This window comes from Fructilactobacillus sp. YLN 2412 (assembly GCF_059488745.1).
This window is the reverse complement of the sequence record NZ_CM183165.1, coordinates 1,256,033-1,276,641: the sequence shown is the minus strand read 5'-3', so window position 1 is coordinate 1,276,641 and position 20,609 is coordinate 1,256,033. Positions and strand designations below refer to the sequence as shown.

16 protein-coding genes and 2 rRNA genes are annotated in these 20,609 nt (G+C 37.9%); 10 read left to right on the top strand and 8 right to left on the bottom strand.

Annotated features, from left to right (window positions below):
* The first annotated feature begins 61 nt into the window (after nt 1-61).
* Nucleotides 62-1,006, top strand: a complete 945-nt coding sequence (locus AC0GLR_RS06480; RefSeq protein ID WP_495604639.1) for an NAD(P)H-dependent flavin oxidoreductase — start codon at nt 62-64, stop codon at nt 1,004-1,006.
* A gap of 27 nt (nt 1,007-1,033) precedes the next feature.
* Here the strand turns inward: AC0GLR_RS06480 and AC0GLR_RS06475 are convergent, their stop codons facing one another.
* From AC0GLR_RS06475 to AC0GLR_RS06455, 5 genes are all read right to left on the bottom strand, one after another.
* Nucleotides 1,034-1,393: a MerR family transcriptional regulator gene (locus AC0GLR_RS06475; RefSeq protein ID WP_495604638.1), complete on the bottom strand. Its 360-nt coding sequence runs from the start codon at nt 1,391-1,393 to the stop codon at nt 1,034-1,036.
* A 29-nt stretch (nt 1,394-1,422) separates the two neighbouring features.
* Nucleotides 1,423-1,797 carry a carboxymuconolactone decarboxylase family protein gene (locus tag AC0GLR_RS06470; RefSeq protein WP_495604637.1) on the bottom strand — a complete coding sequence of 125 codons (375 nt, stop codon included), beginning with the start codon at nt 1,795-1,797 and terminating at the stop codon, nt 1,423-1,425.
* Between the two features lie 145 nt (nt 1,798-1,942).
* The gene (locus AC0GLR_RS06465; protein WP_495604636.1) at nt 1,943-2,479 is read right to left on the bottom strand and encodes a GNAT family N-acetyltransferase; all 537 of its coding nucleotides are present in this window, start codon (nt 2,477-2,479) and stop codon (nt 1,943-1,945) included.
* An 8-nt stretch (nt 2,480-2,487) separates the two neighbouring features.
* Complete coding sequence (locus tag AC0GLR_RS06460; protein ID WP_495604635.1) at nt 2,488-3,333, bottom strand: SAM-dependent methyltransferase; 846 nt, start codon at nt 3,331-3,333, stop codon at nt 2,488-2,490.
* Between the two features lie 11 nt (nt 3,334-3,344).
* Nucleotides 3,345-3,752: a helix-turn-helix domain-containing protein gene (locus tag AC0GLR_RS06455; protein WP_495604634.1), complete on the bottom strand. Its 408-nt coding sequence runs from the start codon at nt 3,750-3,752 to the stop codon at nt 3,345-3,347.
* A gap of 137 nt (nt 3,753-3,889) precedes the next feature.
* On the opposite strand from AC0GLR_RS06455, the gene rny reads away from it, so the two are divergent.
* From rny to AC0GLR_RS06440, 3 genes are all read left to right on the top strand, one after another.
* On the top strand, nt 3,890-5,479 hold the full coding sequence (gene rny / locus AC0GLR_RS06450; RefSeq protein ID WP_495604633.1) for a ribonuclease Y: 1,590 nt from the start codon (nt 3,890-3,892) through the stop codon (nt 5,477-5,479).
* A 136-nt stretch (nt 5,480-5,615) separates the two neighbouring features.
* Nucleotides 5,616-7,127 carry a phytoene desaturase family protein gene (locus AC0GLR_RS06445; RefSeq protein ID WP_495604632.1) on the top strand — a complete coding sequence of 504 codons (1,512 nt, stop codon included), beginning with the start codon at nt 5,616-5,618 and terminating at the stop codon, nt 7,125-7,127.
* Entirely contained in the window at nt 7,096-7,971 is an 876-nt protein-coding gene (locus AC0GLR_RS06440) for a phytoene/squalene synthase family protein (RefSeq protein WP_495604631.1), read from the top strand. The genes AC0GLR_RS06445 and AC0GLR_RS06440 overlap by 32 nt, the downstream gene beginning before the upstream one ends.
* Before the next feature lie 47 nt (nt 7,972-8,018).
* Here the strand turns inward: AC0GLR_RS06440 and AC0GLR_RS06435 are convergent, their stop codons facing one another.
* Nucleotides 8,019-9,578 (bottom strand): bifunctional metallophosphatase/5'-nucleotidase, encoded by a 1,560-nt coding sequence (locus AC0GLR_RS06435; RefSeq protein WP_495604630.1) that lies wholly within the window; start codon nt 9,576-9,578, stop codon nt 8,019-8,021.
* Between the two features lie 208 nt (nt 9,579-9,786).
* Here AC0GLR_RS06435 and spx point away from each other — a divergent pair, with 208 nt between their 5' ends.
* The 3 genes from spx to AC0GLR_RS06420 all read left to right on the top strand — a co-directional run bounded on the left by spx (nt 9,787) and on the right by AC0GLR_RS06420 (nt 12,396).
* On the top strand, nt 9,787-10,185 hold the full coding sequence (spx, locus tag AC0GLR_RS06430) for a transcriptional regulator Spx (RefSeq protein ID WP_495604629.1): 399 nt from the start codon (nt 9,787-9,789) through the stop codon (nt 10,183-10,185).
* A gap of 48 nt (nt 10,186-10,233) precedes the next feature.
* Entirely contained in the window at nt 10,234-11,034 is an 801-nt protein-coding gene (locus tag AC0GLR_RS06425; protein ID WP_495604628.1) for a Cof-type HAD-IIB family hydrolase, read from the top strand.
* A gap of 267 nt (nt 11,035-11,301) precedes the next feature.
* Nucleotides 11,302-12,396 carry a PTS sugar transporter subunit IIC gene (locus AC0GLR_RS06420; RefSeq protein WP_495604627.1) on the top strand — a complete coding sequence of 365 codons (1,095 nt, stop codon included), beginning with the start codon at nt 11,302-11,304 and terminating at the stop codon, nt 12,394-12,396.
* A 48-nt stretch (nt 12,397-12,444) separates the two neighbouring features.
* Here AC0GLR_RS06420 and AC0GLR_RS06415 read toward each other — a convergent pair whose 3' ends face one another.
* Together AC0GLR_RS06415 and AC0GLR_RS06410 are read right to left on the bottom strand one after the other, a co-directional pair.
* The gene (locus tag AC0GLR_RS06415) at nt 12,445-13,407 is read right to left on the bottom strand and encodes a nucleoside hydrolase (RefSeq protein WP_495604626.1); all 963 of its coding nucleotides are present in this window, start codon (nt 13,405-13,407) and stop codon (nt 12,445-12,447) included.
* A gap of 125 nt (nt 13,408-13,532) precedes the next feature.
* A complete protein-coding gene (locus AC0GLR_RS06410) occupies nt 13,533-14,297 on the bottom strand; it encodes an alpha/beta fold hydrolase (RefSeq protein ID WP_495604625.1) in 765 nt (254 codons plus the stop codon).
* 51 nt (nt 14,298-14,348) lie between these two features.
* On the opposite strand from AC0GLR_RS06410, the gene AC0GLR_RS06405 reads away from it, so the two are divergent.
* The 3 genes from AC0GLR_RS06405 to AC0GLR_RS06395 all read left to right on the top strand — a co-directional run bounded on the left by AC0GLR_RS06405 (nt 14,349) and on the right by AC0GLR_RS06395 (nt 20,555).
* Complete coding sequence (locus AC0GLR_RS06405) at nt 14,349-15,344, top strand: NAD(P)/FAD-dependent oxidoreductase (protein WP_495604624.1); 996 nt, start codon at nt 14,349-14,351, stop codon at nt 15,342-15,344.
* A 500-nt stretch (nt 15,345-15,844) separates the two neighbouring features.
* Nucleotides 15,845-17,421: ribosomal RNA gene (locus AC0GLR_RS06400) — 16S ribosomal RNA — on the top strand.
* A 218-nt stretch (nt 17,422-17,639) separates the two neighbouring features.
* A 23S ribosomal RNA gene (locus AC0GLR_RS06395) occupies nt 17,640-20,555 on the top strand.
* Together the 16S and 23S rRNA genes form the textbook arrangement of a ribosomal RNA operon.
* The last annotated feature ends 54 nt before the right edge of the window (nt 20,556-20,609 follow it).

The following is a 20,609-nucleotide window of genomic DNA, read 5'->3' as shown; positions in this document are numbered from 1 at the left end:
CTTTCTTAAACGTTAGACTAAAATTGTACTTACTAATTATAAGTACACGGAGGCAAATAAAATGAACAAAAATCCAATTACAAAGATTTTAGGGATTAAATATCCCTTGATTCAAGCATCATTAAATTGGCTAACGGATGCTAAGTTTGTAGCAGCTGTTTCTAATGCTGGGGGATTAGGTACTTTTGGTCCGAATGCTGGTAAAACGACACCAGAACAAGATTCAATGAAAACTTTAACTGAAGAAATTAAACGGGCACAACAATTAACTGATAAACCGTTTGCGGTCAACTTAATGGTTAACGGACCAGAAGACTTTGATTATCCAAACCAAGTTTTTGAAACAGCTTTGGCAGCTGGAGTTAGAACCTTTATTTTGTCAGGATTTCTTAACCTTGAGTTAGCTAAAAAAGTTAAAAAATCTGGCAGTAAATTAATTGTTCGTGAAATGAACTCTACAGTTTCAGGCGCTCGGACAGCAGAAAAATTAGGTGCAGATGTGATTGTGGCTACTGGATATGATGAAGGTGGCGTAATCCCAACGACTGGATTTGGTACTTTTACAACCATTCCACGAATTGTGGATGCAGTTTCAATTCCAGTGGTTGCTGCTGGTGGAATAACTGATATCCGTGGAGTCCGGGCTGCTTTTGCGTTGGGAGCTCAAGGTGTTTATGTGGGAACTCGATTGATTGTTACTAATGAAAATCGAGCTGCACAAATCACCAAAGAAAAAATTGTTGATTCAGGAGTAAATGACATGTTATTGGTGGCTCCTAATCAGCGCTCCATTAAAAATGCAGCCGCAGACAAGTGGGCTGCTGAATTTAATGATGGTGATCAGGAAACTTTTGCAGCTACTCGAGAAGCTGGCGGAGTTCGTCCGGCAATGTTAGATGGAAAAATTAATGATGGTGTTATTTCAGTTGATGTCGGAATTGATAACATTCATGAGATTAAAAGTGTTCAAGAAGTAGTCGATGAGATGATGGCTGATTTTGAATAAAATAAAGAAGACTAACATATTGTGGTGTTAGTCTTCTTTATTTTTCATCTCATTATAGATTTTTAATTTATTGTTTAAAAAATTGATAGAAGAATTAATTTCGTCTTTACGATTGTTTAACTTTTGTTTTTGCTCATTTAGCAACGAAATTCTTTGATTGATTGTGGAAGTCCCAACAACTCTTAGTTTGGAATATTTAACGATTAGTTTCATTTTCATTCCAGTTTTTTTGAGTCTTTTAATAAATTCAATCCAATTTATATCTTTATCAGTATAAATACGTTTGTTGCTAGATGATCTTTGTGGATTTATTAAACCTAATTTTTCATAATATCTTAAAGTGTCAATTGTAAGTTTAGTTTTTTTAGAAAATTCACCGATATTCATAGCTTGAAATTACTTTCTTTAGTCTAAAATTATCTTTTTTCAAATATATTTCTGGCAACTGAAATTGCATTTAGAACTTTTGGAAATCCAACGTATGGAATACATTGAATGAATGTTTCAATTATTTCTTGCTTGGTTAATCCAACATTTAAACTGCCATTGATGTGTACTTCTAGTTCAGGAGCTGTATCTCCTTGAGTTAGTAGTGACGTAATAGTAATCATTTCACGTTGTTTAAGATTTAGTCCTGGCCGATCATATATATCATTGAATGCAAATTCCATAATATACTTTGAAACATCTGGAGCAATGTCGTCTAAAGCATGAAGTACTTTATCAGCCGGATCGGAATCTACTTTTTCTAAAACCTTTTTTCCATTTACTAATCTTTCATCGTTTATCATGTTAATCTCCTTTATATTATAAATTTATTTAAATATAAAGGGTAGAGTTAACTCCATGTCAATGATAATTTACAAAAAAGAGATTAGTAATTTCTTAGATGTATTATAAAAGTTAGACATTCTCATAACCACTCTCTTTTTTGTGTTACTTAATATTATCACGCATTAATCCCATATAATAAGCGTTATGATATGTACCATTTGAATAAAATTGATCTTTAATCGTTCCTTCAGTTTTAAAACCGAGTTTTTGATAAATATGAACAGCAGCGTCATTTTCGACATCAACGTATAAAAATAGTTTGTGCATATTGTAATTTTGAAACATCTGCGAAATCATTTGCTGCATAGCTTTTTGTGCATAACCATGTCCGTTGAACTTATCTAATAATGCAATCTCAATTTCACCAGTTCGGGCAATTTGATCAATATCAATTACTTCAATTAAACCAACTTTTAGTTGTCTTTCTGCCAATCCAGATTCTAAAACATTGATTGTGGTACTAATAATGTCGTTATTTTTAATATGTTTATCAATAAATTGATCTAATTGTGCTTGGTTACTAAAAGGCGGCATAAACCAATAGCGTAAAGTTGATGGTTGAACAAAAAGATTTTGGACTAATTCCACATCTTTGAGGTCTTTAGTAAGCGGTTGTAGACTGATTTTATTTTGACTCATAAAAACTCCTATTTAACTAAGTAGACTCGATCTTTAATTAGGTCAAAGTGAGAATAATATTGATTTAACTTATCAATTTTAGCATCTTTACTAAATTCAGCATTATGCCAAAATTCTTTTGATCCGGTAGCCCCATCTTTTTCACCAATTACAAGTAGTTTAACTTGGTCTCCATCTTTTCGGATTGCTTCCAGCAGTTCATTATCGACGGGAACTCCATCGGGCGACCAGCTCATAATAATGTAGTCAACTTGGCCCTTGTATTTATGATAGGCATCTAAAGCTGATAATTTTTCAACCTTTGTCACTTGGTGCTTACCGGTTTCATTTTCAGATTTCCATGCCATACTATCTGTTGCAATCACATTTGCCTGATTATCTCGCAAGCCCTTTGAAATATATCCATTGCCAGCCATAACTTCTAAAGCTGATTTTCCATCAAGATATTTTGCTAGCTGATTAGTAAATGAGGACGAAATATAAGCCCACATGCCATATTGATCTTCGAGATAATCTCGAAATGATCGAAGTTGTTGATCAACTTTAGGTAAATCTGTAGAAATTTTATCCCACTCCTGATCACCGCGCGAGTCGCCAAGCGGATATTTAGCATTAATCTGTTGATATATTTTATCTTGAATATCGTCTGGTAATTCCAGATTAGGAATGTCTTGAGGTAGTTTTCCTAATGACAATAAGTGATCAGCCATTAAAGCGTTATTCAATAAAAATTTAATTTCAGGATAATCGTTAAATTCTGTTCGATATTGATTTAATTGTTCAATATAAGCAGGACTTTGCTTTTTTATTTGGTTATTCTTTTTGAGCTTTTTGATTAATTTTTTACGATTCATGATTTTCGTTCCTAATAGTTAAGGTCTAATTCTTCTTGATGATCGTAACCATCATCTTTTCGTTCTTTTTTACCATGGACATAGCCATCGATTAACTGATAAATTTCATAACGATCGTTGCTAGATAATGGTTGTTCATTGAAGTATAATTCAGTTCCCCCAATGAAAAGTTTGGAAAGATCGGTGTTTTCACTATCAATTCGACCGCTTAAATAATCCATTGAAACGCCGAAATAAGTTGCTAGTTTACGTACTTCAATAAAGGAAGGATTGCGAATTCCGCGTTCCCAATTTCCAATTTGTGAAGCTGTATTTTCGTGGTTTTTTTCGGTCAGAAACATTTTATTCAGTTCATCAGCTAATTCTGCTAATGTTATATGTCTTCCGGTTCTTAATGCTTTTAATCTTTCAGGGAACATGAGAAAACCTCCTTATTAACATTATACTTCATACCTCTTTAAAAGACAGGGGAGGTTCGTTTAAAAAATCGTTGTTAAATGGTATTATTAAAATAACTTTGACTAATTCGACTATCTATCAGGAAGGGGGGTACAAAATGTTAATTTTAGCAGTAGGCGTTGCAGCTCTAATAATTGGAGTCGTTGGTGGCTACCAAATTGAAAACAAAAATTTAAATAAGCGTCTTTCTGTAGCACAAAGAACTGCGGAAGATTTAGAAATTAAAAATCAAGTTAAAATAAAAGATGCAGTTGCAAAAATTAATCAGGATGTTGAAGAAGAAGTTCAGGATTTTAAAAATGAAGAAGAACAGGATTTGTTGGAGCAACAAGCAGAAAATCAAACGCGAACCGAACATTTAGATGTACGTGAGAAAAGTTTAAATAGTTTTTCAGATCGGCTGGATAAGATTCAGGAGTCGCTTCAAGCAAGACAAACTGATTTACAGGAATTACAATCTCAGATTGATCGCACTAGAAGTGAAAGTAAAGAATTACAACGAAAACGGCAAGAAGTTGTCTACACTAAAAGTGGATTAAGTAAGCCACAGGCTGAACAATTAGTACTTCAAAATACTGAAACTTCCTTAAAACGTGATTATGAAATCACAACTCGTGAAAATCATGACTTTATGGTCTTAAATGCAGCTAAAGATGCACGTAATATTATGGTAGAAGCATTACAAGATGGACCTATTGATGTACCTCGTGATCATATTGAACGGAATATTACGATTCCAGATGAAAAGATTCGGAACAAAGTAACGGGGAAAAACGAACAAAGACTCCGGTTAATTGAAACTTTAACAGGTGTTGATTTGATTTTTAACCCTGAAGCTGAGGAAACTTTGATAATTAGTACTAGTGATCCAATTCGAAGAGAAATTGCGCGTAACGCAATTAATGAAATTATTTCAGCACATCAAATTAATACTGGTTTGATTGAAAATATTGTAGCTAACACTCAACATCATGTAATGGATAATCTTCGGATATTTGGAGAAACTGCTTGCAGTAGTTTACATATTGGTTGGGTAGACCCTGATATGATGAAGTTATTTGGAAGACTTCAGTATCGGACGAGCTACGGACAAAATGTGTTACAACATTCAGTTGAAGTTGCACAGCTTTGTGGTGTAATGGCTGCTGAATTAGGCATGGATGTTCAAATTGCCAAACGAGCTGGATTATTCCATGATATTGGAAAAGCGGTTGATCGCGAAGTGAATGGAACTCATGTTGAATTGGGGGTTAAAATTGCTGAAGCGTATGGCGAAGATCCAGTAGTGATTAATTCTATTGCAGCATCTCATGGTGATGTTGATTCTGATAATCCAGTTTCAACCTTAGTCAGAATTGCTGATTCAATGTCTGGAGCACGACCTGGTGCCAGAAGCGAGTCTGTTGAAGAATATATTAATCGACTTAAAGGACTGGAACGAATTGCTAATGCGCATGCTGGAGTACGTGACAGCTATGCCATTCAAGCAGGGCGCGAGATTCGAATTATTGTTGATCCTAAGCAGATGGATGATCAACAAAGCGATGAATTAACAGAACAAGTTTGTGAACAAATTGAAGATGAATTAACTTATCCAGGTAAAATTAAAGTTACTACAATTCGGAAACTAGCTGCGGTTCAGTATGTAGGTGGCAAACCGGCACCGAGGAAAAAACATGCAAGTTAATTAAAATGATAAATATGTAAAGGCTAACCTCGATTTAAGAAAAATACTTATTTACGATGGTTAGTCTTTTATATTGGTAATTTATTTTGTACAATATAATAAATATAAATCTAGAAGGATAATAAGGATAAAAATTATGAAGAAAAAGGTCATTGTTGTTGGTGCCGGAGTTGGTGGTATGACGTCTGCTATTCAACTTCAACATCAAGGATATCAGGTTGATTTATATGATAAAAATAAAAAACCTGGTGGAAAAATGAGTCAAATTAAAGAGGACGGCTACACATTTGACGTTGGTCCTACAATTGTGATGATGCCAGAAGTTTATCAGGATGTTTTCAGACAGGCTGGTCGTAACCCGGATGATTACATTCCGATGACACCAATTGAACCGATGCTTAATTTATATTTTGCTAAAGAAGATCCATTACAGTTTTCATCTGATTTAACAAAGTTAACTAAAACATTAGAAGGAATTTCGGAAGCAGATGCTCAAGGTTATTATAAATTTCTAGCCGATATTTATCAGCGTTATTTAATTGCTAAAGATAACTTTCTGTCACGTTCGTATCGCAAACCATGGGATTTTTATAATCCAAAGTCATTGATGCAGGGTTTACGGTTAAAAACTTTTAGCAATGCCTATGCTTCTATTTCTAAATATGTCAAAGATGAACGTCTCCGCAAGTCGTTAGCATTTCAGACTTTATATATCGGGATTTCTCCTTATCAAGGTCCTTCGCTTTATAATATTATTCCAATGATTGAGTTATTTTACGGCGTTCAATTTATCAAGGGTGGAATGTATACTTTGGTAAACGGAATGGATCGTTTGTTTAAAGAACTTGGTGGAACGACTCATTACGGCAGTGAAGTTTCAGAAATCACTTTTGCTAATCAACAAGCGACTGGTGTTAAAGTTGATGGTAAACAAGAAACTGCTGATTATGTGATTTGTAATGCCGATTTTCCATATGCAATGAAAAATCTGATTCCAAATGAAAAAGACCGAGGTAAGTATACAGATAAAAAAATTGATAAAATGGAATATTCATGTTCTTGTTTTGTCATGTATTTGGGTCTAGATAAAAAATATCCAGACAGTGCAGTACATTCGATTTATTTTGCTGATGATTTTAAAAAGAATATTGCTGATATTTTTGAAAATCATGTTTTCCCCGCTGATCCGTCTTTTTATATTTATCTCCCAACTGTGATGGATCAGAGTTTGGCACCAGATGGTCACGAGGGAATGTATGTCTTAGTTCCAGTTCCTGACACTGAAAATTTTGATCAATGGGATGCAGATGATGTTGCGAAATATAAAGCAATGATTTTGGATAAAATAAAAACTAAAACTGATTTTAAAGATATCGAAGAACATATTGTCTTTGAAAGAGAAAATACACCGCGTGATTTTGAAACTAAATATAATGCTTATCGCGGTGCAACTTTTGGATTAAAGCCAACCTTGATGCAAAGTAATTATTATCGCCCTCACAATAAATTTAAATATGCAGAGCGTTTATATTTCTGTGGGAGTAGTACTCATCCTGGGGCAGGAGTGCCAATTGTTATGCAAAGTGCAAACTTGGCTGTAAAGGAGTTATTACGTGATGACCAACCAGATGAAAAAGTTACCCGCTGATTATCAAGTTCACCGTAAAGATTTTCAACATTGTGAAGCAGTGATTAAAGCTAACTCACAAAGTTTTTACTCGGCTTTTTCCAAGTTGCCAACGCAAAAAGCTAATAGTATTTATGCAATTTATACTTTTTGTCGACGAGCGGATGATTTAGTTGACGAGCATCATGACGAGCAGGGCTTATTACAATTAAAACACGAATTAGATGAATTTCAGGCTGGTCAAACACCTGATGATCCAATGTGGCAGGCATTGCGAGTTGTGATGAATCATTATCAGATTAAACTTAAATATTTTTATGAAATGATTGAAGGCCAACAATTAGATGTTGATTTTATGGCGATTCAAACTCAGGCTGAGTTAGAAGATTATGCTTATTATGTAGCTAGTACCGTGGGTCTAATGCTGTTGCCAATTTTATCTGATAATCACCCTGTGAACCAACAAATTGCCATTGACTTAGGCAAAGCAATGCAACTAACCAATATTTTGCGGGATATCGGAGAAGATTACCAAGATCATCATCGTGTCTACTTACCACAAATGTTATTAAAACAATATGGAGTCACGGATGCTGATTTTCAAGCCGAAAAGCCTACTGCGTCACTGATTAAATTATGGGAATATGAAGCTCAGCTAGCTGACAATTGGTATCAAGAAGGATTGCAATTAGTAAAGGAGATTGCTCCAGATTCACAGGCAGCATTATTAGCGGCCTTGTATTATTATCAAGCTATTTTGACGGCTATTCGTCATCATCATTATTCCTTTTTGACCGAACGAAACCATGTTAGTGTTAAACAGAAATTAACTATTTATCGTCAAGTAAAACAGGACTTAAAATAAAAATACTCCGTCTAGTTAGTTTAGCTAGACGGAGTATTTTTATAAGTTTATTTAATAACCTTAAAATTATGAGTTTGATCTGCTTTGATTTCAGGATGATGTTTTAGATACGCAGCAATTAAATTACTCATTGTGATTGTATTGTACTTAATTACTTTATCTTCATTATACATTGGATAGTGACCACCACCAACAGCGCGGTAAGCATTCAAAACAATTTTTAGTTTCATTTTATTGGTAACTGGCTTGCCATGATAGGTAGGATTAATAATACGCTTGCCAACTGGATTGGAGACTTTGATTGTATAATCAATCCCGGCATACATATCATAGTTATAATCCCTGATTTTAGGATAATGATATTTAGGATCTACAATTATTTTATTATTTTTAATGGTAAAATATTCCGCCGTTTTTTCTAATGCGGCTTTTAAATCAGCACCGGTTATTTCAAGCAATGCAAGGGTATTTGGATAAACATAATTGGTAATAATATTTCGCATGGTGATTGGATTTTCAAAACCACGTGATTCGTTAGAAAAGAGAGCAGTTGCAGAAAGATCACAACCCATTGTTTCCATTTGGACTTTTTGAATAAAGTTTACAAAGGCATTGCCGTGAGTCCGAACTTGGAAAGGATCATCATAATGCATTGATCCATCAATATGAGCGAGTGGTTCTGATAACCATTTTTCCACTTTTTTCTCAGTTGGAGCAATGATTTCCTTTGTTTCTGGGTTAGGTTTTTCTTCCCCAGTTTTAATGATTTTTTGATTGCTCTTGATGACTTTGTATTTTCCTTTTCCTTTTTCTTTTTCAATGTTTAATTGAATTCGGCCGACGTAGTTCCCACGATGTCCAGGTTGAACGTAAGGAACGCCAAAGAGTTTTCCAGCTAACATCCGATGTTGGTGACCAGTTGCCATCACATCAATGCCAGGGACTTCTTTTAAAATGGCATATGCTTCGTTTTCGCCATCAATTTTATCATTTGGATGACCAGTTTTTAGATCGCGTTCAAAGCCGCCATGATATAAAATTACTACAATATCTGCTTCTTTACGCATTTGGGGAACGTATTTTTTAGCGGCGTCTAAGGCTGAAATGAAGTTAAGATTTTTAACACTAGCTTTATTTTCCCAGGCATCAACTGATTGGGTGGTTAATCCCAAAACTCCGACTTTCAAATCGCCAAATTGTTTAATTGCATATGGTTTTGCGAGTGCTGGATTACCATTTTGGTCTAAAATATTAGCAGAAACAAATTGACGTTTGCTTTGTTTAATTGCTTGTTTCAAGTAGTCTTGTCCGTAATTAAACTCATGATTGCCAACTGTTCCGAAATCATAGTCGATGGTACTGAAGGCGTCATTAATGGCTGTAGGTGACTTCGCATTTTCAACTTCTGCTTGGTAGTAAGCCAATGGTGAACCTTCTAGAAAATCTCCATCATCTAAAATTAAGGTATTTTCGGCTTTTTCCTGTTCCTTTTTTATAACGGTGGCCGCTTTTTCAAGTCCAAATGGCATATTAGCATTGGGCTTCACGTAATTGGTTGGCGCTAAATAACCATGGGTATCGCTAGTGGTTAAAATTGTTAGTTTCATGTGCAGCCCCCTATATGAAATTAGTTTTCATAATATGTATTATAGTGTTTAAATTATAATATTAAATTGCCAATGTGTAAATTATTATTAAGAGTTTATAAACTACATTGACGATGTTTGTAGATATGATAAGATAAAGGTGTCTAATAAATAGTCAATATTTGTCAGACTGTCTTGTTGCATGCTTTGCATGAGGAGGTTTTTATATATGTTGAATTTATATGTTGCTCCAAGTAGTGCATCTAGCCGTAAGGCTCGTACTTGGTTAAAAGATCATGATATTTCGTTTAAGGAACGTAACATTAATTCCAAACCCTTGAATGCTGACGAAGTAAAACGTATTTTGCGTTTAACTGAAAACGGCAGTGAAGATATTATTTCAACTAGATCTAATATTTTTAAAAAGCTACATCTTAACTTAGATGATCTTTCATTAGGTCAGTTAGTTGATTTGTTAGTTAAATATCCAGACTTGATCAAACGTCCGATTATTTTTGATGATAAACGGCTTGAAGTTGGATACAATGAAGAAGAAATTAGAAGATTTCTTCCAAGAAGTATCCGTCAAGCTGAGTTAAAACAGTTAGAAGCCAAACTCAGAGCTTAAAGATAAGAGCGTCCCTTGGGGCGTTTTTTTGATTGGAGAATTATAACAATGATTAAAATGATAGCGTTGGACCTTGATAATACTTTGTTGAACTCTGACAAACAGATTAGTGCAGTAAACGAAGCAGAGTTAAAAAAATTACATAAGCAGGGTTTTAAAATAGTTTTATGTACGGGTCGTCCAATCAATGCAATTTGGCATTATATTGAACAACTGGGTTTAGATGGAAAAGCTGATTATACGATTACTTTTAATGGCGGATTGGTGGTTTGTAATGCTGATAAAAAATCCATTTTCAAACGCGGGATGACTCGAACAACTTTTCAGCCGTTATATGATTATGCTAAACAGAATGATTATCCGTTAGATATTTTAGATTTTAGTCAAGTTTATCCAATCACTGATTTGAAGTCATCTGATTATCGTAAAATGTTAAAAGGTAATATTAAATTTGTGCCAACAGCATTTAATGATTTGCCGGATGAGAGTTATTCAAAAGGAATTATGGCTGCTAATCCAGCAGTATTAGATCAAGCTGTTGCTAATATGCCGGCTTCCGTTGCCAATCATTACCATATGATGCGTTCGCAAAATCAAATTTTAGAATTTTTACCCTTAAATGTTGATAAAGCTTATGGATTAGGAGCTTTATTGAGCCATTTTGGTTGGGATTTTTCTAATTTGATGGCTTTTGGGGATGCACAAAATGATGCTGAGATGCTTGAAAAAGCTCAAGTTGGAGTGGCTATGAGCAATGCTACATCAGAAATTAAAAAAGTTGCCAATGAGGAGACAGTTTCAAACGATGAAGATGGGGTAGCTGTCTTTTTGCAAAAATATTTTAAATAAAATTTAAAAAGTTATTGACATTCCCTTTTTTTCGGGCATAATAAATAAAAACAAAAAAGGAGCATGTTATGAAAAATTCGATGATGAATAGAAATAAACAAATTATCTCGGTCTTAGTTAGCTTAATTATTATTAGCTAATAAGGTCGAGCAGTTTGTGTCGGCCACATGATTTGGGCCGACTAGTCTATCATTGAATTTTCATTCATGTAGCTCTGGTTAGGATTTCTAGCCAGGGCTTTTTTTATACCTAAAAGGGGGAAGTATTATGTCGAAGAAGTATTTTGTACCAGAAAAGGAACCGCAGAATTGGAAAGGCTGGGTTTATCAAGTTTCTCAAGGAATTTCTAACACCATTTTGGCGGTTTTGGGAATGGGATTGTTACTGAGCACGTTAGGAACGATGCTCCATTGGATGCCATTAAATGAAGCCGGCTTGATTGGTCAGCGTTTGTTGGCTCCCGCACTGGGGATGTCGGTTGCGATGATGTTAAGAACGACTACTTTGGTGGCTGGTGCAACGATGATTGCTTCGACAGTGGGAGCAAATGCTGTGTACTTCACAGTTGCTCCGGTAGCCAAAACCATGACTGCCACAGGTTGGGTAGCTCCGCAAGTAGCTGGATCGTCAGTAATGAACATCGGTCAGCCAGTTTCAGCAGTATTGGCTGCAATAGTAGCAGCTTTGCTTGGGAAGTGGTTAACGGGTAAAACGCCGCTTGATTTGGTATTGGTACCATTTGCCACTGCGCTAGTAGGATCACTTGCTGGATTGGGGTTTGCCGCTGTTACAACTCCAGCTTTGAACTGGATTAGCGAAAGGATGGCTGATACTATGAACATCAATCCAATCTTGGGTTCAGTAGTTGTTGCGGGAGCTTGGTTTCTCTTCTTGATGACTCCAGCTTCATCTGCTGCTTTGGCAATTGCAGTTCAATTGGATCCGATGTCTGGTGGTGCTGCGATGATTGGTACAACAGTTGGATTTGTAGTATTTACTGCCATGTCGTTTAGACAAAACAACTGGGGAGGAAATATTGCACAAACTTTGGTTACGCCTAAGGTTCAGTTTCCCAATCTTTTGAAACATCCACTTTATGCAGTTGGACCCTTTGTGATTGCAATGGTAATGGCACCAATTGCAGTAGTTGGGTTTCATTTCAAAGCACCATTTACCATCGCTGGATTAGGTTTGAACTCGTTTATCGCTCCGCTTTGGTATTGGGCTAATAACAAACCTGGATTTGTTATTCTCCTTGTATTTGGAGTATTCTTGCCAGCAGTGCTTGGTTGGGCTTATTACCGTCTCCTTAAAATGTTTGGTAAGACACATAAAGATGATTTGTATTTGGATGAAGTTTAAAAAAAGTCTTGCATCTGTTTAATAGACAGATGCAAGACTTTTTTAAATCTATTTAGTTGCTTGGAACAAATCAAGAAAACGTTTCATGAAAACTTTTAAATATCTTTCTTTATCAACATTAACTGCAACTTTTACATTTGTATGAGGATTATTCAAACGTGCTTTGTCGCCAATCGTTCGTGCATAGTAAGCATCATGTTTAGTAGTTACCATGATGTTCATATCAATGGTTCTAACAAAACTAGGGTCGATAGCCACACCAACTGCTAATGGATCGTGAAGTGAACAACCGCCAAGTTCGGGGTAAATATCATCGTAAACATCGATATAGAAGTCAACGATATCAGCCATTTTTTCTCCAGCTTCCGTATGAGTATCGCGCCATTGTTTTGTTTCTTTTTTAGTCAGTAAAGTTCGTAATGTTACATCCAAACCTACCATAGTAATGTCAATATCACTAGTAAACATTTCATTGGCAGCCACTGGATCTTGTTCGATATTAGCTTCTGCGACTGGAGTTACATTTCCAGGGACAGTCAGTGCTCCACCCATAATGGTAATATTGCCAACCTTTTTCATAGCAGCTTTATCTTTTTTGATTGCAGAAGCAATGTTAGTCATAGGTCCGGTTGCCACAATCGTAAGATCTTTGCCATAAAGATCGGCTGCTTCGATCATGAAATCAACTCCGTTTTGCTCAGAAATATCACGTTTAGATGCTTTTAATTCGACGTCGCCAATCCCATTTTCCCCATGAATCTGGGCATTAATATCAATTCGCTGATATTGATGATCAAGTGGATTATCATTTCCAATAAAAACTGGAACATCAGTAGCGTTAAACATATCAAGTACATTAAGAGCATTATGTGAGGCACGGTTAGCTTCAATATTACCAAATGATGATAATACACCGATTAAATCAATTTTGGGGTCAGCAACTGCATATGCAATTGCCATGGCATCATCAATACCGGTATCTACATCTAAAATCATTTTCTGAACACTCATATGGAATCCTCCGCATATTATTAATTATTTAATATTATAATACTTTATATAGATGGTAAAAACAATCTATTTAACATTAAAAACGAACAAAGACCAAGGAAAAAATCCCTGGCCTTTGTTCGTTTTTAATTATATAAGTATTGCGCGATAATTTTATTAACTTCTGGATTTTCGTGCAGCATTGAATGCTGTGCTTGTTGTGGATCACCATGATAAATTTGGAATTTGTAACTCTTAACATGTCCCTTAACTAAATTTTTCATTGGTTTAATATCTTTAGTAGGAATTAAACCGTCACTTCCAGTGTGATCAATATCACCACAGAAGTTTAGAATCTCAAGATTTTTTGGTAAGTTATTAATATATTTAGGATCTTTAAGCGGATAGGTATCGGCCATTGAAACAAAATGAACAGTTTCAGGGACATCTTTAGTATGATTATGACGAGTTAAATAATCATAAATGATAGTTCCTCCAGATGAATGTCCAATCAAATTAACTTTTTGAATACCGTACTTATTATGTAAGTATCTCATTAGATAGGGCATTCTGGAACCTTCAAAGCCGGGCTTGTTATTGGTTTGAAAAGTAACTTGAATTACAGGATTGTTCTTGCCAATCTTATTGAATTGTTTAGTTGTAGAAACTTTTCCATTATCTTTCACATAGACTTGCAATGCTTTTGTTGCAACTCGATCTTTATCCCAACTTGAAACCATGTAATTAGAAGTGATATTATTACCACCCATCCCAGGGATAAAAACAGTCGCCGTTCTAGTTTGGTTAACGTGGTATTTAGCAACTTTGTTATTGTTATACCACCAACCACCGAAACCTAATGCTACTACGATTAAAAAAATGAAAAATATAAATGTTTTTTTGTACTTCATAATGTTAAGATTCCTTTATAAAATAAATTTAGATAAGAAGAGATGATAAAAATGTCCAACAAATTATATGATATCACAATTATTGGTGGTGGACCTATTGGAATGTTTACTGGTTTTTATGCTGGTTTACGTAACGCTAAGGTTCAAGTAATTGAAAGTTTGGCAGAAATGGGTGGTCAAGTTAACGCGCTATATCCAGAAAAAACTATTTTGGATGTTGCTGGGTTTGCAGGAGTGACTGGGAAAAAATTAATTGAAAATTTAAATCAGCAACTGGATACTATGCCTGCAGTTGATAAACGAGTTAATACAAAGGTTACTAACGTACTTCGTGCTGATGATCATTTTGTAATTGAAACTGATGATGGAATGACATACAGTAAATCAGTTATTTTGGCTACGGGAAACGGAGCGTTTCAGCCACGGACACTTCGAGCTGAAAATGCCGAAAAATATACTGGAAAATATTTGTTTTATAGTATTCAGAATTTACAAAAATTTGCTGGCAAAAATGTAATGGTTGCTGGTGGTGGTGACTCTGCTGTTGATATGGCTTTGATGTTGGAAGGAGTTGCTAACCAAGTTTATTTAGTTCATCGACGTGATGAATTTAGAGGCCTTGAACATATGATTGACAAACTAAAACAATCTTCAGTTAAATTGATAACTCCTTATTTAATTAAGAGCTTGGATGAAGTTGATGATTCTTTACAAGTTACTGTTAAAATGGTGGGAAGTTCTTTTAATGAAGAAAAAAGATTTATGATTGATGATTTAGTGGTTAATTATGGATTCATTTCTAACAATAAAGAATTACAGAGTTGGGAAATTCAACCAGCTTTAAATCATCGCATGGTGGAAGTTAATCAAAAAATGGAAACTTCTGAACCAATGGTTTTTAGTGTTGGTGATCAAGCTATTTATCCTGGCAAGGATACTTTAATTGCAACTGGTTTTGGTGAAGCTCCGATTGCGGTTAATGAGATTATGGAAAAATTATATCCTGATCGTAGAATGCCAATTCATAGTACTGCTTTGCACAAATAAATAATTAACGAGAGCTACTGATAATTGGTAGTTCTTTTTTTATAAAAAAATTGACTTTTTTTGACCAAACTGTTGACATGGTATTTAAGAGGGTGTATATTATTAATTGTCGCTTGAGGGATGGCAAGTTTTTATGATTAATGATTGAAAATAAATTTTTTGAAATTAATCGTTAAAAATGTTTGACATTCTTTGACCAATGAGATATACTAATAATTGTTCGTTAGGAAATGACTATGAAATGTTTTTACGCATTAATCTTTAAGTAATTGAGTTTTTTAAAATTAATTAAGTAAAATTATTGACAATTATTTTTAAACGAGTTATGCTAGTAAATGCACTGCAGAAGCAGTGCAAGAGTAGATCTTTGAAAACTGAACAAGATTTTGATTACAAAAGTGTAAGGTAATCTTTAAACTAAGTTTAAAGATTAAAACATTATGCAAAGTCAATTTGCTTTAAGAAATAAAATAAATAAGAGCTAGTAAAGTTCTCATTTTTAAAATGAGAGTTTGATCCTGGCTCAGGACGAACGTTGGCGGCGTGCCTAATACATGCAAGTCGAACGAGGTCTCCTAACTGATAGCTGGTGCTTGCATCAGCTTGACGATAGATCTGACCGAGTGGCGAACTGGTGAGTAACACGTGGGTAACCTGCCCAGAAGAAGGGGATAACACCTGGAAACAGATGCTAATACCGTATAACAACGAGAACCACATGGTTCTCGTTTGAAAGATGGCTTTTATGCTATCGCTTCTGGATGGACCCGCGGCGTATTAGCTAGTTGGTGAGATAATAGCTCACCAAGGCAATGATACGTAGCAGACCTGAGAGGGTAATCTGCCACAATGGGACTGAGACACGGCCCATACTCCTACGGGAGGCAGCAGTAGGGAATCTTCCACAATGGACGAAAGTCTGATGGAGCAACGCCGCGTGAGTGAAGAAGGGTTTCGGCTCGTAAAACTCTGTTGTTAGAGAAGAACGGCCGTGAGAGCAACTGCTCACGGTGTGACGGTATCTAACCAGAAAGTCACGGCTAACTACGTGCCAGCAGCCGCGGTAATACGTAGGTGGCAAACGTTGTCCGGATTTATTGGGCGTAAAGCGAGCGCAGGCGGTTTTCTAAGTCTGATGTGAAAGCCTTCGGCTTAACCGGAGAAGTGCATCGGAAACTGGATAACTTGAGTGCAAAAAAGGACAGTGGAACTTCATGTGTAGCGGTGAAATGCGTAGATATATGAAGGAACACCAGTGGCGAAGGCGGCTGTCTGGTCTGCATCTGACGCTGAGGCTCGAAAGCATGGGTAGCAAACAGGATTAGATACCCTGGTAGTCCATGCCGTAAACGATGAATGCTAGGTGTTGGGAGGTTTCCGCCTCTCAGTGCCGCAGCTAACGCATTAAGCATTCCGCCTGGGGAGTACGACCGCAAGGTTGAAACTCAAAGGAATTGACGGGGACCCGCACAAGCGGTGGAGCATGTGGTTTAATTCGATGCTACGCGAAGAACCTTACCAGGACTTGACATCTTCTGTTAACCTAAGAGATTAGGTGTCCCCTTCGGGGGCAGAATGACAGGTGGTGCATGGTTGTCGTCAGCTCGTGTCGTGAGATGTTGGGTTAAGTCCCGCAACGAGCGCAACCCTTGTCTTTAGTTGCCAGCATTAAGTTGGGCACTCTAGAGAGACTGCCGGTGATAAACCGGAGGAAGGTGGGGATGACGTCAAATCATCATGCCCCTTATGTACTGGGCTACACACGTGCTACAATGGACGGTACAACGAGTTGCGAAACCGCAAGGTCAAGCTAATCTCTTAAAGCCGTTCTCAGTTCGGATTGCAGGCTGCAACTCGCCTGCATGAAGTTGGAATCGCTAGTAATCGTGGATCAGCATGCCACGGTGAATACGTTCCCGGGTCTTGTACACACCGCCCGTCACACCATGAGAGTTTGTAACACCCAAAGTCGGTTGGATAACCTTTACGGAGTCCGCCGCCTAAGGTGGGACAGATGATTAGGGTGAAGTCGTAACAAGGTAGCCGTAGGAGAACCTGCGGCTGGATCACCTCCTTTCTAAGGAAAAATTCGGAACTTACACCGATCAAAATCTTGCTCAGTTTTGAGAGTATCTACTCTCAGACTTTGTTCTTTGAAAACTAGATAATATTATTTTCTGTAAAAATTATATTTTTAATATAATTTCAACCGAGAAATAACCATTGTGTTATTTGAGTTTTTTAAATTAATAGTTTAATCGCTAAACTCAATAATTTATAATCCGAAGGATTATAGGTTAAGTTAAAAAGGGCGCATGGTGAATGCCTTGGTACTAGGAGCCGATGAAGGACGGAACTAACACCGATATGCTTCGGGGAGCTGTACGTAAGCTTTGATCCGGAGATTTCCGAATGAGGAAACTCGACCAGTGTCATGACTGGTCACTGCGTAGTGAATACATAGCTGCGCAGAGGCAGACGTGGGGAACTGAAACATCTAAGTACCCACAGGAATATAAAGAAATTTCGATTCCCAAAGTAGCGGCGAGCGAACTGGGAATAGCCCAAACCGGACCTTTATGGTCCGGGGTTGTAGGACTGAACATTTGAGTTACAAAAGTATTTGATAATTGAAGCAGCTGGGAAGCTGCACCAAAGAGAGTGATAGTCTCGTAAATGAAATCGAATACCCTCAGTTCAGGATCCTGAGTACGGCGCCACACGTGTAACGGCGTCGGAATCCGGGAGGACCATCTCCCAAGGCTAAATACTCCCTAGTGACCGATAGTGAACCAGTACCGTGAGGGAAAGGTGAAAAGCACCCCGGAAGGGGAGTGAAATAGTTCCTGCAACCATGTGCCTACAAGCAGTTAGAGCCCGTTAACGGGTGATAGCGTGCCTTTTGTAGAATGAACCGGCGAGTTACAGTTGCATGCAAGGTTAAGCCGAAAAAGCGGAGCCGTAGCGAAAGCAAGTCTTAAGAGGGCGTTTTAGTATGTTGCCGTAGACCCGAAACCAGGTGATCTATCCATGTCCAGGATGAAAGTGCGGTAATACGCACCGGAGGTCCGAACCCGTGTACGTTGAAAAGTGCTGGGATGAGGTGTGGATAGCGGTGAAATTCCAAACGAACTTGGAGATAGCTGGTTCTCTCCGAAATAGCTTTAGGGCTAGCCTCGGAATTAGAATCGTGGAGGTAGAGCCACTGTTTGAGCAAGGGGTCCATCTAGGATTACTGAGTTCAGATAAACTCCGAATACCACTGATTTATGTCCGGGAGTCAGACGATGAGTGATAAGATCCATCGTCGAAAGGGGAACAGCCCAGACCGCCAGTTAAGGTCCCTAAATATATGCTAAGTGGAAAAGGTAGTGAAGTTGCATAGACAACTAGGATGTTGGCTCAGAAGCAGCCATCATTTAAAGAGTGCGTAATAGCTCACTAGTCGAGTGATTCTGCGCCGAAAATTTACCGGGGCTAAGCATATTACCGAGACTGCGGACGCAACTACGTTGCGTGATAGGAGAGCGTTCTAAGAGCAATGAAGGCAGACCGCAAGGACTGCTGGAGCGCTTAGAAGTGAGAATGCCGGTATGAGTAGCGAAAGATCAGTGAGAATCTGGTCCACCGAATGACTAAGGTTTCCTGGGGAAGGCTCGTCCTCCCAGGGTTAGTCGGGACCTAAGCCGAGGCTGAGAAGCGTAGGCGATGGATAACAGGTTGAGATTCCTGTACTAGTTAATTATGTTTGAACAATGGAGGGACGCAGAAGGCTAAGTTATGCATACTGATGGATATGTATGTTCAAATCGTAAGTCAGGTTATGAGTTAAATGCTTGTAGCCGGGTTGACAAGCGATGATGAGGATCGAAATTTAAGTAGAGAAGTAACCCATGTCACGCTGCCGAGAAAAGCTTCTAGTTAGTAATTAATTACCCGTACCGCAAACCGACACAGGTAGTCGAGGAGAGTATCCTCAGGTGAGCGAGAGAACTCTCGTTAAGGAACTCGGCAAAATGACCCCGTAACTTCGGAAGAAGGGGTGCTGGCCTCACGGCCAGCCGCAGTGAAAAGACTCAAACGACTGTTTATCAAAAACACAGGTTTATGCAAAATCGTAAGATGAAGTATATGGGCTGACGCCTGCCCGGTGCTGGAAGGTTAAGTGGAAAGGTTAGCTTCGGCAAAGCCTCGAAATGAAGCCCCAGTAAACGGCGGCCGTAACTATAACGGTCCTAAGGTAGCGAAATTCCTTGTCGGGTAAGTTCCGACCCGCACGAAAGGCGTAACGATTTGAGTACTGTCTCAACGAGAGACTCGGTGAAATTAAGATACCTGTGAAGAAGCAGGTTACCCGCGACAGGACGGAAAGACCCCATGGAGCTTTACTGTAGCTTGATATTGGGTGTTTACATAGCTTGTACAGGATAGGTAGGAGCCATAGAAGCCGGAACGCTAGTTTCGGTGGAGGCGTCAGTGGGATACTACCCTTGCTATGTGAACACTCTAACCCTGAGCACTTAACGTGCTCGGAGACAGTGTCTGGTTGGCAGTTTGACTGGGGCGGTCGCCTCCTAAATAGTAACGGAGGCGCTCAAAGGTTTGCTTAGAATGGTTGGAAATCATTTGTAAAGTGTAAAGGCAAAAGCAAGCTTGACTGCGAGACAAACAGGTCGAGCAGGGACGAAAGTCGGACTTAGTGATCCGGTGGTACCATATGGAAGGGCCATCGCTCAACGGATAAAAGCTACCCTGGGGATAACAGGCTTATCTCCCCCAAGAGTTCACATCGACGGGGAGGTTTGGCACCTCGATGTCGGCTCATCGCATCCTGGGGCTGTAGTTGGTCCCAAGGGTTGGGCTGTTCGCCCATTAAAGCGGTACGCGAGCTGGGTTCAGAACGTCGTGAGACAGTTCGGTCCCTATCCGTCGCGGGCGCAGGAAATTTGAGAGGAGCTGTCCCTAGTACGAGAGGACCGGGATGGACATACCGCTGGTGTATCAGTTGCGCCGCCAGGCGCATTGCTGAGTAGCTATGTATGGATGAGATAAACGCTGAAAGCATCTAAGTGTGAAACTCGCCTCAAGATGAGATTTCCCATTCCTATATGGAAGTAAGACTCCTGAAAGATGATCAGGTCGATAGGTTAGAAGTGGAAGCATAGTGATATGTGAAGCGGACTAATACTAATCAGTCGAGGACTTAACCAAGGAAGACACAGGGTTAAATCAAAGTTGAACAGAGAAGATATTATCTAGTTTTGA